Source organism: Brevibacillus brevis, assembly GCF_900637055.1.
GTDB lineage: Bacteria > Bacillota > Bacilli > Brevibacillales > Brevibacillaceae > Brevibacillus > Brevibacillus brevis.
The window spans coordinates 3,901,183-3,917,145 of sequence record NZ_LR134338.1 but is presented as its reverse complement, the minus strand read 5'-3'; the positions used below and the strand labels follow the sequence as shown (position 1 = coordinate 3,917,145).

Annotated in this window: 15 protein-coding genes and 1 other RNA gene; 10 read left to right on the top strand and 6 right to left on the bottom strand. The window is 47.6% G+C overall.

Annotated elements, in window-relative coordinates; all coding sequences use genetic code 11:
• Positions 1-173 precede the first annotated feature (173 nt).
• From EL268_RS18670 to EL268_RS18650, 5 genes are all read left to right on the top strand, one after another.
• Positions 174-1,709, top strand: coding sequence for a fumarate hydratase (locus EL268_RS18670; protein WP_106652774.1), 1,536 nt, complete (start codon positions 174-176; stop codon positions 1,707-1,709).
• Positions 1,710-1,874: 165 nt separating this feature from the next.
• The gene (locus EL268_RS18665) at positions 1,875-3,095 is read left to right on the top strand and encodes a metal-dependent hydrolase family protein (protein ID WP_106652775.1); all 1,221 of its coding nucleotides are present in this window, start codon (positions 1,875-1,877) and stop codon (positions 3,093-3,095) included.
• Positions 3,096-3,245: 150 nt separating this feature from the next.
• Positions 3,246-3,587: a LysM peptidoglycan-binding domain-containing protein gene (locus EL268_RS18660; protein WP_106652776.1), complete on the top strand. Its 342-nt coding sequence runs from the start codon at positions 3,246-3,248 to the stop codon at positions 3,585-3,587.
• Positions 3,588-3,687: 100 nt separating this feature from the next.
• Positions 3,688-3,876, top strand: a complete 189-nt coding sequence (locus EL268_RS18655; protein ID WP_047068706.1) for a hypothetical protein — start codon at positions 3,688-3,690, stop codon at positions 3,874-3,876.
• A gap of 192 nt (positions 3,877-4,068) precedes the next feature.
• Entirely contained in the window at positions 4,069-5,478 is a 1,410-nt protein-coding gene (locus EL268_RS18650; RefSeq protein ID WP_106652777.1) for an MDR family MFS transporter, read from the top strand.
• Between the two features lie 2 nt (positions 5,479-5,480).
• On the opposite strand, the gene EL268_RS18645 is transcribed toward EL268_RS18650, so the two are convergent.
• Together EL268_RS18645 and yfkAB are read right to left on the bottom strand one after the other, a co-directional pair.
• On the bottom strand, positions 5,481-5,735 hold the full coding sequence (locus tag EL268_RS18645) for an alpha/beta-type small acid-soluble spore protein (RefSeq protein WP_106652778.1): 255 nt from the start codon (positions 5,733-5,735) through the stop codon (positions 5,481-5,483).
• A gap of 31 nt (positions 5,736-5,766) precedes the next feature.
• Positions 5,767-6,882: a radical SAM/CxCxxxxC motif protein YfkAB gene (yfkAB, locus tag EL268_RS18640; protein WP_106652779.1), complete on the bottom strand. Its 1,116-nt coding sequence runs from the start codon at positions 6,880-6,882 to the stop codon at positions 5,767-5,769.
• A 78-nt stretch (positions 6,883-6,960) separates the two neighbouring features.
• Between yfkAB and EL268_RS18635 the strand changes: the two genes are divergently transcribed.
• Positions 6,961-7,644 (top strand): DUF1385 domain-containing protein, encoded by a 684-nt coding sequence (locus tag EL268_RS18635; RefSeq protein WP_106652780.1) that lies wholly within the window; start codon positions 6,961-6,963, stop codon positions 7,642-7,644.
• 81 nt (positions 7,645-7,725) lie between these two features.
• Here the strand turns inward: EL268_RS18635 and EL268_RS18630 are convergent, their stop codons facing one another.
• From EL268_RS18630 to EL268_RS18615, 4 genes are all read right to left on the bottom strand, one after another.
• Positions 7,726-8,259 (bottom strand): gamma carbonic anhydrase, encoded by a 534-nt coding sequence (locus tag EL268_RS18630; protein WP_007724325.1) that lies wholly within the window; start codon positions 8,257-8,259, stop codon positions 7,726-7,728.
• A 13-nt stretch (positions 8,260-8,272) separates the two neighbouring features.
• Complete coding sequence (locus EL268_RS18625) at positions 8,273-8,581, bottom strand: iron-sulfur cluster biosynthesis family protein (protein ID WP_106652781.1); 309 nt, start codon at positions 8,579-8,581, stop codon at positions 8,273-8,275.
• 206 nt (positions 8,582-8,787) lie between these two features.
• Positions 8,788-9,987, bottom strand: a complete 1,200-nt coding sequence (locus EL268_RS18620) for an MFS transporter (RefSeq protein WP_174769416.1) — start codon at positions 9,985-9,987, stop codon at positions 8,788-8,790.
• Positions 9,988-10,138: 151 nt separating this feature from the next.
• A complete protein-coding gene (locus EL268_RS18615) occupies positions 10,139-10,441 on the bottom strand; it encodes an ArsR/SmtB family transcription factor (RefSeq protein ID WP_047069466.1) in 303 nt (100 codons plus the stop codon).
• Between the two features lie 147 nt (positions 10,442-10,588).
• On the opposite strand from EL268_RS18615, the gene rnpB reads away from it, so the two are divergent.
• The 4 genes from rnpB (at position 10,589) to EL268_RS18595 (ending at position 15,849) form a co-directional block, all read left to right on the top strand.
• Positions 10,589-10,978, top strand: an RNA gene (gene rnpB, locus EL268_RS18610) — RNase P RNA component class B.
• A 278-nt stretch (positions 10,979-11,256) separates the two neighbouring features.
• Entirely contained in the window at positions 11,257-13,593 is a 2,337-nt protein-coding gene (locus tag EL268_RS18605; RefSeq protein WP_106652782.1) for an S-layer homology domain-containing protein, read from the top strand.
• A gap of 162 nt (positions 13,594-13,755) precedes the next feature.
• On the top strand, positions 13,756-15,267 hold the full coding sequence (locus tag EL268_RS18600; protein WP_106652783.1) for a monooxygenase: 1,512 nt from the start codon (positions 13,756-13,758) through the stop codon (positions 15,265-15,267).
• A 96-nt stretch (positions 15,268-15,363) separates the two neighbouring features.
• Positions 15,364-15,849, top strand: a complete 486-nt coding sequence (locus tag EL268_RS18595) for a MarR family transcriptional regulator (protein WP_106652784.1) — start codon at positions 15,364-15,366, stop codon at positions 15,847-15,849.
• Positions 15,850-15,963: the final 114 nt, after the last annotated feature.

The window sequence follows — 15,963 nt, the reverse complement described above, 5'->3', positions numbered from 1 at the left end:
CCCTCATATGTGCTTCTTGCCAAAATTTGTTGTCGGTAATTAGACGACGCACGTTTACGGAATGTTTCACACACCTTTGGGCAGCAATCTACGGACAGGTGGGGGAGCGTGTGCTATAATAATAGGCGGTTTATGCTACCATTTACACCACTACGTCAAAAGGGGCGTCATAGATGGAAAACTTGAAGCAAAGCATTCTGGAACTGATCACGGATACTTCTACGAATCTACCACCAGACGTGCGTCGTGCCGTCAATGCAGCTAAAGTGAAAGAGGATCTTGGCACGCGTGCAGCGCTGTCTTTGTCTACGATTGCGCAAAACGTCGTCATGGCAGAAGAAAATGTTTCTCCGATCTGTCAAGATACGGGGATGCCAACTTTCGAAGTAAAAACTCCGGTTGGAGTCAACCAGCTGATCATTAAACAAGCAATCAAGGAAATGATTGCAGAAGCAACCAAAACAGGCAAGCTGCGTTCCAACTCCGTAGATTCCTTGACGGGTGCAAACACAGGGGACAACCTCGGACCAGGTACGCCTGTGATTCACTTCGAGCAATGGGAAGAGAATGAAATCGAAATCAAGCTGATTCTCAAAGGCGGCGGCTGTGAGAACAAGAACATCCAATATTCCCTGCCCTGTGAGCTCGAAGGCCTGGGTAAAGTGGGCCGCAACCTGGATGGCATTCGCAAGTGCATCCTGCACGCAGTTTACCAAGCGCAGGGACAAGGCTGTAGTGCCGGCTTCATCGGCGTAGGAATCGGTGGCGATCGCACTTCCGGTTATGCACTGGCGAAGCATCAATTGTTCCGCAAAGTAGATGATGTCAATCCAATCGCTGATTTGGCTGCATTGGAAGACTACATCATGGAAACAGCGAACCAGCTCGGAATCGGAACCATGGGCTTCGGTGGCAACTCGACTCTGCTCGGCTGTAAAATCGGCGTGGAAAACCGCCTGCCAGCAAGCTTTTTCGTATCCGTTGCGTACAACTGCTGGGCATTCCGCCGTCAAGGTGTTCGCCTGAACCCGGAGACTGGCGAAATCCTCCGTTACCTCTATAAAGACGAAGAAGTGGCGATGGACTTGTCCCCAGTAGCAGCTACGGACGATGCGGGCGAAAAGCGCCGAGAGGTTGTTCTGGAAGCGCCAATCTCTGAAGAACAAATCCGCAGCCTGCGAGTGGGCGATGTGGTCATTATCAATGGAGAAATGCACACAGGACGCGACGCCCTGCACAGCTACCTGATGGATCATGACTGTCCAGTAGACCTCAATGGAGGGATCATTTACCATTGCGGTCCAGTTATGCTGAAGGACGAAGCAGGCGAGTGGCATGTAAAAGCGGCTGGCCCGACTACCTCTATTCGCGAGGAGCCGTACCAAGGCGAAATCATCAAGAAATTCGGAATCCGTGCCGTTATCGGAAAAGGCGGAATGGGTGCGAAAACCCTGAAAGCATTGAACGAGCATGGCGCTGTGTACTTGAATGCGATTGGCGGAGCGGCCCAGTATTATGCAGAATGCTTGGAAAAAGTAGAAGGTGTCGACTTCATGGAATTTGGTATTCCAGAAGCGATGTGGCACCTGCGCGTAAAAGGCTTCGCAGCAATCGTCACCATGGATTCTCATGGCAACAGCTTGCACGCGGATGTGGAAAAGTCTTCTGCAGAGAAATTGGCTCAGTTTGCGGCACCTGTATTTAAATAAGGAATGTAACACGAAAGCCTCTGGCGCACTTCACGTGCTGCCGGAGGCTTTTTTTTCAAACTAGGCGGGAGAGGGGAAGGAAATCGTTGGATAGATGATGAACTTTCGAGGGACTAACCAGGATTGCGGACAGATGGATTTTCATTTTTGACAGGGGGGACAGGAATGAAATGGTTGATTGCTGATCGTGTCATTATCGGAGATGGAGAGCATGTAATCGAACAAGGCGCTGTTGGGATTGATGAACGAGGAAAGATTGTAGCAGTAGGGACAGAATCGGAGCTTACGGATTCCATTTCGGAAGGAGAGGTAAAGCGGTACAGCGGATGCTCCATTTTGCCAGGCTTGATCGATTTACATGTTCACATCGGGTATTGGTGGAGCAAACCAGACTCGGCTGAGTATCGCAACAACGATGGACTCGTGGCTTTACTTGCGACAGCGAACTTGAAAGAGGCACTTTCCTTGGGGGTCACGACGATCCGCGATGTAGCAGCACCGGATGGATTGTGCAGTACGCTGAAGCTGGCAGCCAAGAACAAGTTCATTGTTTCTCCTCGTCTTTTTCAAGTAAACCAAGGGATTATTATGACCGGGGGGCACGGCTGGCAATTAGAGGGTGCCCTGCGAGAAGCAAATGGCCCGTGGGAAGTGCGGACAGCCGTGCGTGAACAAGTGAGAGCAGGAGCAGACTGGATCAAGCTCATGACGAGCCATCGTACACCAACGCCGGAGTTCACACAAGAGGAGCTGGATGCGGCGGTTGATGAATCTCATCGCTTGGGACGGAAATGCTGTGTGCATGCCTCACTCCAGCCGGCGATCCAGATGGCGATTGATGCGGGATTTGATACGATCGAGCACGCGACGTTTATGACCGTCGAACAGGCAGAGCAGATGAAAGAAAAAGGACTCGTATGGGTACCGACCATGATCACCTTTTTTCAGATTGCTGATTATTACAAGCATATTTGGAATGAGCAACAACAGGCGAATCAAGGCATATTGAGCGAAGGGATTATCGAGCAAGGAGCCTTTTTCCTCGAATCGGAAAAGGCGTACCGCGAGAACTTCGCACGATTGATGAATACAGGCGTAAAGATCGCTACGGGTACGGATATCGTATTGGAAGGCTATCCGATTACACCTGTGGCAGAAGAGATCAAGCTGATGGTGGAACTGGGGATGGAGCCAATTCGGGCGATCCAGGCTGCTACCCAAAACGCTGCAGAGGTGCTGGACCAAGGAAGCAAGATCGGAACGTTAGCGCCAGGTTATTTTGCAGATTTGCTTGTGGTAAAAGGTGATCCGCTACAAGAGATAGAGGTATTGAAGCAAGTAGAAGAAGTGTATCTTGAGGGTGTGACTGTGTTTTCCAAGTGTTAATGGGGCAGAGCCTTGCCATTTCAGGTTTGTAACGGCGTTTGTACTGGGTGTTTGACTATTCTTTGCCAAAATGGGTATTGGTTTATTGCGCGTGTATCAAGGCGGGCATAGGTTAATAACGAATGATCACAGATAAAAGGAGTGAGATTCGTGAACTATGTAGTCCGTGCCGGAGATACGCTGAACAGCATTGCGGCTCGTTTTGGTGTATCCGTTCAGGAATTGATCCGCGTGAATAATATCGCCTATCCTTACTACATTTACGTCGGTCAAAATTTGTACATCCCGACCACAGCGACACCAGCACCTGGAGTGGAAGTCAATCGGCGCTTGGATCGTCTGGAAAGGCGAGTAGATGCGCTGCGAGAAGATTATCGCAGACTGGATAACCGTGTAGATCGATTGGAGAACCGTGTCACTCGAGTGGAGCGAGCCATTACGCCGACACCACCTCCGCGCCCACGTCCGACCGTTACGCCTCGTCCACGCTAAGCAGCTGGATAGAGGGTCGAATAATTTTCCACACTTCGCCATTTCCTCTTCGCCCGAACCTGCATAAAGTGATACGAGAGGATTAAGAGGAGGTGCGGCCATGCTAGGGTTAAATGGAAAAAACATCCGACACCATTTCATGGGCGTCTATGGAAAAGTGGTGCAGATTCGGGAACTGGTGGATGTCATCGATCAAGTTTTTGACTCTGTAAACAAAGTGGGCGACATTGGAAAGGCGATGCTTGGACCTCGGAAGGCAAGTGCCAAAAAGCTCGACAAGCTGAGATGAATGGCGAAAGGAATTGCATAACAAAAAAACCGCGTCCGTAATGGAGGCGGTTTTTATTTATGGTTCGTTCATAGTTATTAGGGGCAGACTCTATCATCAGAATAACTCATTTGAAAGAAAAAGTCTATTCTTTTTTTGGAATTTCCCTTATATTTTTGGAGCTGTTATCAACTGACTTCAAAAAGGGGAGTGATGGAGATGGAAAAGGAAAAGCGTCGGGTTGGATTGGTTACGGGTGGAGTGCTGATGGGGCTAGTCTTGTCATCGTTGGATCAGACGATTGTATCAACAGCCATGCCGACAATCACGAAAGAGCTCGGAGGTTTATCGTTTTATAGCTGGGTGTTCGCCATTTATATGCTCGCATCGACCACGAGCATGCCCATCTATGGGAAAATGGCAGACTTGTTTGGGCCAAGAAAAATGTATTTGATCGGTTTGCTTCTGTTTCTGGTAGGATCTCTTTTGTGCGGCATGGCTAATTCTATGACGGGTCTTATTGCAGCGAGAGGAGTCCAAGGCTTGGGCGCTGGGGCATTAATGCCGGTTGCATTCATTATTGTGGGTGAACTGTATCCACCCGAAAAGAGAGGCAAATTTCAAGGTCTTTTCGGAGCAGTCTTTGCCATGACGAGTATACTCGGACCCTCGTTGGGGGGAATTCTCGTGGAGCATCTGCCGTGGGGATGGATCTTCTTTATAAACCTTCCTGTCGGTATCGCTGCCTTTTTGATCATTGCCCTAGCCTGGAGTGATCAGCGGCACTACGATAAGAAGCCTGTCATTGATTGGTATGGGGCGATTAGCTTGAGTGCAGCTATCATTCTCATCCTGCTGTCCCTTGTCATGGAGGGGAGGGAATACAAAATCGGGTTAGGGGGAGCGGGTATCTTGCTTCTCGGCATGTTCATTTGGATTGAAACCAAAGCAAAGGAACCCCTGCTTCCGCTTTCCCTATTTCGCATCCCGGCCATTGGATATGGCAATCTCGTAGGATTCCTTGTGAGTGCCGCTTTGTTCGGTGCAATCGCATACATCCCTCTGTTCGTCCAAGGGGTACGCGGTGCGACTCCCTCAGAGGCTGGATACCTTTTAGTGCCACTCATGTTGTCCGCAGCGATTTCTTCGACGATTGGGGGAAGATGGATGGCAAAAGCTACATTTCGGGCGATTCTGATTCCCAGCTTAATCATTATGGCGACAGGCTTTTACCTTCTGAGCACGATTGATGTAGGGACAACCAACACACAGCTCGTCATCTATATGATTGTCACAGGTCTAGGCATGGGGGCAATCTATCCTGCACTCGGTACAGCAGCACACAGCGCTGTAAAACCGCAAGATCGGGGTGTTGCCATGTCGACATCGCAATTATTTCGTTCTATTGGGGGGACGATTGGAATCAGTGTGTTTGGGAGCATCGTAGAAGGGCGGATGCGGGCAGGATTGTTGTTTAGTGAAGCTTTGCACGGCGTCTTTATCACGGGTTTGATTCTGATTGGAATCAGTTTGATAGCCAGTGTCCGACTCGGCAATACTCGATTGCTCGACAAAGAACCCCGCCATTCGCATACATCAAATAGCGGGGTTCCCAAACAATAGGATCACGGATTTTTATTCATGCCTTCCATTGCCATCCGAACCATCTCTCTGACCATACTGCCGCCCAAGCGTCCTCCGATTCGACCGGCATCGTGAGAGGTTAACTGTCCATTGTAGCCCGGCTGCAAAGGAACATGAATTTCTTCTGCGACTTCGAATTTTGCCTGCGCGGGATCATCAACGTGTGCAACCTGCGCTTTTAGGGCGTCCAGTCCTTTTCTCGCCTCGGGGACGAGAGGGCGTTTGCGTCTGCTCATGGTAGATCACCTCACGCCCTAGCATGCCCAATTAGACGAGTGCTTTGCGCAGAGTGAAATCAGTCTCCTGATAGTAAGTATTGGCAACGAGCAGGTTCGGTCCTGCACATGCAGCAGCAGGGCAGAAGCAATTGATCTTCTGATTCAGCGTGTGTTCTTGCCATTTTTCAAACATCGACTGGAGCTGATCCGTTTGAATATTGCCCAATGGCTCTACATCCCCGAAATCGGTCACGATGACATCGCCGGTGAAAATGTTGATGTTAAGACGATTGCGACCATCTGGATCATTGCGAGTCGTCACATTTTTCGCAGAGCGCAGTCTGCTGATCAATTCCCTGTCTGCTGCTTCAGGACTACAAGCGAAAAACGGAAGCGTCCCGAAAAGCATCCACAAATCTTCATTACGTACATCGAGCATCCGATGAATGGCTTGACGAAGCTCATCGAGTGAAAGTACATCCAGATCACGGGCAAAATCACTCGCGTACATCGGGTGTACTTCATGTCGCTTACTTCCCATCTCCTGAATCTGACGGTGGAGGGTATCGAGCTTTGTCCATGTGCGATGATTCAGCATCGTTTCGGCTGAGACAAATACACCTGCTTCCGAGAGCTTGCGAGCATTTTCCATCATCTCATGAAATTGTGCTTCCGCTCTTTTGATTGAAACCGGCTGCCGTGCTTTTGCGTAAACAATATCATGGAATTCCTCGGGAGTAGACCAGTTCCACGAAATATGCATGACATCGATGTAAGGCAGGATCAACTCATACCGAGAAAAAGGCATGGACATGTTGGAGTTGATTTGCGTCCGCAGCCCACGATCTGCTGCATATTGTAGAATAGGTGCGATCACAGTTTTCACGGTGCGCTCGCTGTACATCGGTTCTCCGCCTGTTATACTGATAGTAAGCAGATCTTTTGCTTCATCGAGACGACGGAGTATAAGATCGACAGGGAGAGCGGGATCGTCTTTGTATCGCAATGTATCACCAACCGCGCAATGCTCACAGCGGAGATTGCACAGATTCGTTACAGTAAACTCGACGCTGGTAAGTTTATAGGCGGGGGGTGTCGCATTGAACAACGGCTCCCATGGATCGTGTAAAGGTGTTAATGGTGTAGTTGGAACCATGCGGATCAATTGTGGAAACCTCCTTCATTCTGCGTACAACTCAACCTATTATAACGACATTGGGGCGGAAGGAGAATAGCTAACGAGATGATTATGGGGATGTCTTTTGGACGCGGTGTGCTTTTTCATGATCGAAATGTGCTGGCTTGCGCGGAAGTAAAAGACGGAGTCATTCATATGTGGGCGGAAAAAATCACATTGAAAACAATAGGGAAGCTCTGGTATCGAATATTTTTCTCCTTTCCGTGGTACTATCAATTGTTTCACCTCATGCTTGCTTGTTATGTGCTGGCAGCGATTTTGAAGCCTGACTGGGCCTTCATCGATCCGATGTGGGTAGCTGTATACATCGCAGGCTTTCACTTCGTTTTTCCGAAAAAGATGAAAAAATTTCACGGTGCGGAGCATAAGGTGTTTAGCTATGGAGGGAAGAAGTCGCTAGCAGCACTGAAAGAGATTCAACGGGCAAATATCGTAAATGACGGTTGCTCGACGAATCTGGTCGTGTGGTTTTTTATGGGGTTCCTTTTGTCCGTATTCTTTTTACCCTTAGAATGGAGCGTCGCATGCGGGGTAGCAGGACTGCTTGTCGGCATGCTTGGGGATCGTTACGTGCGTAAATATTTCGGTTTTCTTTACAAGCTGTCGGCGTTCTTTCAAAAATACAGCACGACCAAAGAACCGGATCGGCTTCATTTAGAGACAGCGATTCGCTCGTATATGCTTTTTGAACACATTCGCGAAGTGGATCGATTGCAGAATGCTTCGTAAGGAAAAAGCGGTGTTTCCACTAAGGATACGCCGCTTTTTTTGTTCCATGCACAGGTCTGTAACGTCATTGAATTCATTTTCCTACTCCCGTTCTAGCGGGCTTTCTTCCAGTTGACGATACATCTTTCCTTTATCCACATACGATTGGCGAATGCGTACGAATTCTTTCAAGTCTGCCTCGTTAAGTTCGCGTTTTACTTTCGCTGGATTGCCGACAACAAGCGAGCGAGGTGGCACTTTCATGCCTGGAGGAACGAGTGCACCCGCAGCAACCATCGCTTCTTCCCCGATTTCCGCCCGATCCAATACAATCGCGCCCATTCCGATCAATGCGCCGCGACGTACCACGCAGCTATGTAAAACGGCATTATGTCCAACGGTCACCTCGTCTTCGAGGATCAACGGATTGTTCGGGCTTTGATGCAGGGTGCTGTTGTCTTGGACGCTGACGCGTTTTCCGATGACGGTCGGAGCGATGTCACCGCGAATCACAGTGTTGTACCAAATAGAAGAATCCTCACCGATTTCGACATCGCCAGAAACGACGGAGCCTTTTGCTAGAAAAACAGTAGGGTGAATCTTCGGTTTGATGTTTTCAAATGATAAGAGCAGCATAGTAACCTCCTAATCAATGAGTAAGCGAGCAATCTGTTTGCATCGGGCGCGGATGGAAAATGGAGAAGCGGCCAGTTGCAGGATCGCAGTCGATGACTGTCCCGGAGAGCTTGTCTATCTCATGCGTTTGATAAAAGAAACGAATTCCACTTATTTCTTGTTCGAGATCATGTTTTTCCGCTTCCGTAATGGCGATGCTATATGTATAGCTGCCACAACCCGTCGTAGTCGGAACGAGTCTGATTCCGAGCTGCTCAGCATCCGCTTCTTCCGCGATCATTTGTGCAAGACGTACTGCCGCAGTTGGAGTAATGGTGATCATCGTCCTACCTCCTTATCGCCTATCTATTGTACTACAAATGGAACCTTTGTGACTGAAACCGTATATTTGCCTCATCGGCAAGGTAATGCTTTATTCGAGCGTAAAGCCCGTACCACTAAGGTACAGGCCACCACATTGTAAGCTCAAGCAACTCTGTGTCCATTATAAATGTTACCGTACAATTTCCCCGACATGATAAGCTCGCTTTATGAGGGGTAATTTCGTAAGTTTGTGTTCTGTTGTGCAACCTTTTCTTTTAACATAACGATTAAAAATAGGGAAGCAAGGATGGCGATCGCCACGCTAATCGTACCCAACCATGTAATCGAAGACAGGGAAACTTGCTCAACCGCAATGCCTCCGATACCTGCCCCTGCGGCCATCGAGAGCTGCATCATGGATTGATTAAGACCAAGCATGATCCCTGAGTTATTCGGTGATATCCGTACCAAATTAAACTGTTGCGTAGGCCCGGAAGACCATGCAGCGAAAGACCATAGTACCAAAATGGCGATAACTGTAAACGGTTGAGGCGAGATAGCAACAGTAACTGAAAGCAAAATGAGAGCAACAACGTGCAGGATCATTCCACCAAGTAAAGTGGGGGATACTCCCCATTTGTCAGTGCTGAAACCACCCAATTTGGAACCGATCAGACTAGCTACGCCGAACGCCAATAAGGCTGCGCTCAACAAATTCTCATTCATGCCTGCGACTTCGAGAAGATAGGGTGAAATGTAGGTATATGCGAGGGAATACCCACCCAGCCAAAAGAACGTAATCGATAAGCCAAGTGCGACCTTCGGGTTTTTCAATAATGCTAACTGCTTAGACAGAGGTATCGGCTCATCCCCTTGCACTTGCGGGATCGTCCGTGACAGGACAAACATCGCCAGAAGTCCTGCCAGCGCAATGATACCGAAAACGGATTGCCATCCAAATGTAGCGGCGGCTGCGCGTCCGAGGGGAACACCAATGATTAATGATGCGGTAAATCCCATAATGACGGTTGCAATCGAGCTTGCCTGTTTACCTGCAGGAGCGATCTTGGACGCGATATCTAACGCAGTCACAACAACCATCCCTGCTCCTAAAGCCATGATCACACGGGCTAGAACAAACAATTCAAATTTCGGCATAGCGAATGACAGGATATTGGCTAACACGAAAATACCTAGTGCACTAACGAGAAGCCTCTTTCTATCCATTTTCGCAGTTAGTGCCATCATGATCGGGGTGAAAATGGCATAAACAAATGAAAAAATAGTAACAAGCTGACCCGCCGCTGTAATTGAGATGCCCATGGTACTGGAGAGTTTATCAAGGATGCCTGAAATCACGTACTCGGATGTCCCAACTAAAAAACTGACCAATGCCAAAAAGTAAACCTTCCATGTATTCGACATGTATTTCACTCCTGTTAAAATATTTGCATCTTTCATAAGATGTTGTCCAATAATGCTGATTCAAACCGCGAAATATTAATATATCGAGATATATCGAAATGTGTTTTGAAATAAAACTGAATACTCCATGAAGCATTCAGCTTTATTTCGATCATATTTGACTACTAAAAAAGGCTCCAATTTCACGTATTTTTTCTTCGTCCCTGGTATAATACGTGTATTTGCCAATACGCTCCGTCTTGATAAGGCCGGCTCGTTGGAGAATGGACAAATATTGGGATGCGGTTGATTGGGTCATATTCAATTTCTCAGTTATCTGGCTGACGCATACCCCGATTTTCCTCATATCAACTCCTTCATGGGGCGTAAAATGTTTTTCAGGCTCTTTTAACCAATACAAAATTTGAAGTCTAGACTCGTTGGACAGCGCTTTAAAAATTTCAATTGGATCCATACGCATAATTATATCGAGAATTATCGATATGTAAAGACCTCCGATCGAAAATAACGAATAACCATACTCACTAACCTTCCAAATCCTGCTTGTTGACCATGTATGAGCCATGTGATAGAGTAAATGTTACTGATTCTGATGTGCAGGAAATGTGGGTAGTCGCTGCCGCAATCGTTTCGACGATTGGCGGTAGAGGAAAGTCCAGGCTCGCCCAGGCTGAGATGCCTGGAGTGTTCGTACCTGGTGCAAGCCAGGGCAGTGAGGCGTCAAGCCTTGCTGACGGCGTGGAAAGGGCTCTCTCTGAGGCCCGAGTACGCTGAAAGTGCCACAGAAACGTAGCTTTTCTGGCGACAGAAAAGATGGAACGCGGTAAACCCTGCGAGCGAGAAACCCAAATTAGGTAGGGGAACCGTCCTGAAGGAATCAAACGGAAAGGACGGATGGTATCTTCGGATGCCATAGATAGATGGCTACCGCTCTTGGTGCGAGGGATTGCCCCGCTTGAAGCACGGGAGAGACAGAACCTGGCTTATAGCATTTCCTGCTGGAATGAAACGTAAAACCACCTGAGATCTCAGGTGGTTTTTTTACGTTCTGCGAAATATCGTGAACCCGCTACCTATCTATGTTTAAGAACAGTGGAATGAATTACCGTGAACAAGCCTTGAAACTTTTTCGGAAATCTTGTCGTCTAAAAAGAGCATTCGGCAGAAGAAAACAGTTCTACTGTGGACTTATCTATCATTTCTTCAAATGGGAGTGTCTGCTGGAGAGAAAAAACTGATGAAACTGTTACATTAACGGAGGGGTTTATTTTGCAAAAAGCAAAGAATCGGGCAAGCAAGGATTTCAAAAAATTATTGGCGACAGCGGTTCTGGCAGGTTCGCTTGCATTGCCGGGGACCGGATTGGCTGCTACGGCACTGCCATTCTCCGACATCGGAGGAAACGTTAATAAAGACGCGATTCTGAAATTGAATTATGCAGGTGTGTTAAAAGGATATACCGATGGCACGTTCAAGCCGAATAAAGAAGTGACGAGAGCGGAGTTCGCCAAAGTTGCGGTGCTGGCACTTGGGTACACAGATGCGCAAGCAAAGCTCTTGCAAGGAAAAACAGTCTTTAAAGATCTGCCTGCAGATCACTGGGCGACAGGCTATATCAATCTCGCTGTATCGCAAGGCATTATCAAGGGCTATCCAGATGGCACCTTCAAACCGAATCACAATGTAAAAATTGCGGAAGCGTTGACTGTTTACGTTCAAGGCTTGAAGATCGACGTTCGTCCATCAGCATCAAGCGAGTGGTACATCCCGTACTTGCTGGAAGCGGACAGAGCAGGTATCTACGATGCAAAAGAAACACCGACAGCAGCAGCTCCGCGTGATATCGTCGCGAAGTATACAGATAAGTTCATGGAAACGCCTGTATACGCAAACGGCGCATACTACGACAAAGATGGCAATGCAAAAGGAACCATTCAAAAGCTGCCAGTAGTAAAGGGCGCAGTCGCTTCGTATGACAAGTCTGGCAAAAAGCTGAAACTAGTCGGACAAAACAAAGAAATCGAAATTGCTGATTCCGCGCAAGTATACGGCAATCTGGTCGTAGGCGCGCAAGTAGAATACATCACGAAAAACGGCCGAGTGGCTTTCCTCACCGTTGTTACTTCTGACTCCGAAATCGTCGAAGGGATCGTGAAGACTGGCCTTAATTTTACAACGGCTGTAGGCGATGAGAAGAAATTCAAGGCAATCGTCAATGGAAGAGAAGTCGTTTTGGAAGTAGAAGATGGTGTAAATGTAAGCCGTTCTCACATCGGCCAAAAGTTTGTGGCAGTCGTTGGCGACAATGGCAAGATCAAGTCCATCACGATTAGCGACAACACGACAAAAGGAATTGTGGAAAAAGTATCTTCCGTGAGCGGTTCCAACTCGAAGAAAGAGCTGAGGGTAGACGGCACGACATATGTTCTGGATTCCAAAGCAACGATCAAAGGCAAGGCGCATCCAGAGGCGAAAGCAACAAGTGCATCGTTCTCTGACATCGAAAAAGACGACTTGGTCGAGCTGACACTCAATGTAGACGGCAAAGTATCCGAGCTTGTTTACACGAAGCTGAGCTTCACGGATACGATCACCGTTGATACAAACAAAAACCTGATTCGCGTTGCTGGCGTCAATTACGAGGTGCATGAAGATACTGAGTTGTTCGTAGACGAAGACGAAGTAGATGAGCTGGATGAGTTGACGAGCGGCCAAATTGCAGTGCTTACGTTTGACAAGAATGGAAATCTGGTGAAAGTAGAGCAGGGTGTAGGAGCAGCTACGAACAAGCTGGTCTCCGACACAACCGCGTATGCAGCAGGAAAGCTGGCAACTGTGAAAATCGACGGGAAAACCTACGATATCTTGACCAACGCGAAGCTGACAGTCGATGGTGACTCCGTATCACCAACCATGGTTAAAACCGATCAGTTTAATGACCACCGTATCCTTACGTGGAAATACAATGTCGGCACGAATGACATTGTGGAACTGACTTTGGAAAAGCAAACCGTAAAAGGATACGTGACGAAAAAATCCGGTTCCAAAATTACCGTGAACGGGAAAGTGTATGAGCTCTTGTCCGGCGTCACAATTGACAGCGATGCAGCATCCAACGACAAAGAGTACACGCTGACACTCAACAACGCTGGCAAAGTAAAAGCCGTTACAGGTGCGCCTAGGAAAGTAAGCGGCGTGGTTGACTCTGTTGAGGTTCGTAACGATGACGGCAAGGTGACTTCCGCGAAAGTAGAGGTTAACGGCAAGACGTACGATGTAACGGATGAGGACGCGATTGAAGACGTTGATCAATTTGAGTACGTGACATTGACTCTTGATCGTGACGGTGATGTCATTGCTGCTTCCATCAGTGGAAAACTTGCGAAAGAAAACGTGAGTTTCGTCGGAATCGAATCCCGTGTGAACAAAGACAAATACGTATTCTTCGGTGACGTATCGACGAGCTTGAAGATGACGGAAGACGCAAAGATCAAATACTACAACGGTAATGACTTGAAAGAAAGCGATCTTTCCACCAAAGACAAAGTGGATTTGTGGACAAATGACCAAGGTCATGTCTATGCCATTGTTGTAGCAAAACGATAAGAAAATAGAAAAAGGCGATCTCTTCCTCCATTCGAGAAGGGGTCGCCTTTTCATTTGCTGGCATCGTCTTTAAAAAGTATTTAATTGAAAATGGTTTTCAATTAAAAAAAGATGTGATATATTCATATTGTTTCGTGCAAAACAAAAAGAGGAGTGGTTTCAATGCAGGTTGATTATGACGTGATTATTGTTGGTGGTGGACCAGTTGGCATGATGGTGGCTGGAGAGCTGGCGTTGGCTAAAATGAAGGTGTGCGTACTTGAGCGGTTAAAGGAAACGACTCCGTATTCACGGGCACTCACTGTACATCCGCGCACACTTGAAATCCTGGATTTGCGCGGGTTGAAAGCGAAATTACTTGATAGAGTAAAGCCGATTTCGACGGGGCATTTTGCTGCGCTTGATACACGCTTGGATTTTTCTGTCTTGGATTCTTCCTCTAACTACACACTGATTATTCCCCAACATGACACGGAGAAGATACTAGAGGAGTGGGCAAAAAGTCTAGGGGTGGAAATACGCAGAGAAGTGGAGGTAATGGCCGTACACCAAGATCAGCACGGGGTTGAGGTTGAGGCTTCCGTGCCGAATGGAAAGGCTGTGCTTACGGCACTCTATGTGGTCGGTGCAGACGGAGCTGCCAGCATTGTCCGCAAGGAGGCAGGCATTCCGTTTATCGGCAAAAATGCTACTTTTACAGCTATGCAGGGGGATGTTGTTTTGAAAAATCCCCCAGAATCAGGAGCTGCTTCACACTTTAATGAGCATGGTTTGGTCATGATTGTACCCTTGCCAAAAGGGATGCATCGGGTGGTGCTGATCGATCCGGAGCGAATGGCAGTGCCAAAGGAAGAACCAGTTTCCTTGGAGGAATTGCGCACTAGTTTACTGCGTATTCTTGGCGACGATTTGGGGATTTCCGACCCGTTTTGGATGACTCGTTTTGGAAATGCGACCTTGCAAGCTCAGCGTTATCGGGAGAGACGGATTTTCCTGGCGGGAGATGCGGCGCATATTCATTTTCCAGCCGGAGGACAGGGGATGAACGTTGGCCTGCAAGAGGCAATCAACCTAGGGTGGAAGCTGGCGGCCCAATTAAAAGGTTGGGCACCGGATTGGCTGTTGGACAGCTATCATACGGAGCGTTTCCCCATCAATACCGCATTGCTAACGAATACTCAGGTGCAGTCGTTGCTGTTCGGTAGTATGGAATTCTCCCCATCCGTTATCGCTTTGAGGAATATGGTGTCCGACCTGCTGCAAATACCCGAGGCAAATTATCTGCTGGCTACCCAAATCTCTGCATTCAATATCCAATATGAACCGGATGGGGAGATGCAGCCGCATGTATTGAATGGTCGACGTTTTACAGAGTTGAATCTGCGTCTGGAGAACGGTGAGTGCCAGAATGCATACGAGCTTTTTCATTCCGGTTCATTCCTTTTGCTACATTTAGGATCGGATGAACGATTGGACAATGCTTTCGATTGGTCGAAATACAAGCATGTCCATGTGCTTCGCGCTTCGCTTGCTGAGGGAGCTACTGACTGGCATGACGTGCATACAGCGCTGATTCGACCGGATGGATATGTCGCTTGGGCTGTTTCCCAGTCAGAGTCTAATCCGATGGAAGCCATTCGGAAAGGAATCACTCACTGGTGCGGGCAAGTTTAATTGTTGCAGGATTGTTTTGTGCGAAACAAAATAAATTGTTTTTCTCGAAACAATCAGTATATAATGGAGAGGAGATGGTTATTTAGGAGACATGATATGCAAAACACAGAGCTTTCCAAGCAGCGGATTATGCAGCTTTACATACAGCTCGTTACGCAGCAAGAGCAGCGAGAAAGCAATTTAACTACACGAATGGCGGAAGAGATGCAGAAGCTGGAATCCGAGATGGGAATGAAGCTAAACCTTACGCTATCCGAAATTCATTTCATTGCCTGTATCGGAGATCATGGTCCCATTAACGTCACCACGATTTCGGAAAAAGTCAACTTAACGAAAGGGTCCATAACACGGATCAGCAAAAAGTTATGGAAGCTTGATTTAATTAAAAGGCAACAGCTGGTTGATAATAAGAAAGAAGTGTACTACCGGCTAACCGCAAAGGGACAAAAGCTGTATAAGATTCATCACCAGGTGCATCAGGACATTGAACAGCGATTTATGGGTTTTCTGGATAAATACACACCGGAGCAATTAGCATTTTCCCGCGAACTGCTGGAGGACTTGCTGGATTGGGATTTCTGAAATCGTAGAAAAAGGGACACCATCACAGATGGTGTCCTTTTTTGGCTCTGGGTCCTCTTGACAATTAAAATCCGCCTGCATAAAATTTGAATGACCAATCAATTTTTTGATTAA

What these genes read in the sequence shown, in the direction of transcription:
- EL268_RS18670 (WP_106652774.1), top strand. Translation starts at nt 174, where the DNA reads ATGGAAAACTTGAAGCAAAGCATTCTGGAACTGATCACGGATACTTCT.
- EL268_RS18665 (WP_106652775.1), top strand. Translation starts at nt 1,875, where the DNA reads ATGAAATGGTTGATTGCTGATCGTGTCATTATCGGAGATGGAGAGCAT.
- EL268_RS18655 (WP_047068706.1), top strand. Translation starts at nt 3,688, where the DNA reads ATGCTAGGGTTAAATGGAAAAAACATCCGACACCATTTCATGGGCGTC.
- EL268_RS18650 (WP_106652777.1), top strand. Translation starts at nt 4,069, where the DNA reads ATGGAGATGGAAAAGGAAAAGCGTCGGGTTGGATTGGTTACGGGTGGA.
- EL268_RS18645 (WP_106652778.1), bottom strand. Translation starts at nt 5,735, where the DNA reads ATGAGCAGACGCAAACGCCCTCTCGTCCCCGAGGCGAGAAAAGGACTG.
- EL268_RS18635 (WP_106652780.1), top strand. Translation starts at nt 6,961, where the DNA reads ATGATTATGGGGATGTCTTTTGGACGCGGTGTGCTTTTTCATGATCGA.
- EL268_RS18630 (WP_007724325.1), bottom strand. Translation starts at nt 8,259, where the DNA reads ATGCTGCTCTTATCATTTGAAAACATCAAACCGAAGATTCACCCTACT.
- EL268_RS18625 (WP_106652781.1), bottom strand. Translation starts at nt 8,581, where the DNA reads ATGATCACCATTACTCCAACTGCGGCAGTACGTCTTGCACAAATGATC.
- EL268_RS18620 (WP_174769416.1), bottom strand. Translation starts at nt 9,987, where the DNA reads ATGTCGAATACATGGAAGGTTTACTTTTTGGCATTGGTCAGTTTTTTA.
- EL268_RS18615 (WP_047069466.1), bottom strand. Translation starts at nt 10,441, where the DNA reads ATGGATCCAATTGAAATTTTTAAAGCGCTGTCCAACGAGTCTAGACTT.
- EL268_RS18600 (WP_106652783.1), top strand. Translation starts at nt 13,756, where the DNA reads ATGCAGGTTGATTATGACGTGATTATTGTTGGTGGTGGACCAGTTGGC.
- EL268_RS18595 (WP_106652784.1), top strand. Translation starts at nt 15,364, where the DNA reads ATGCAAAACACAGAGCTTTCCAAGCAGCGGATTATGCAGCTTTACATA.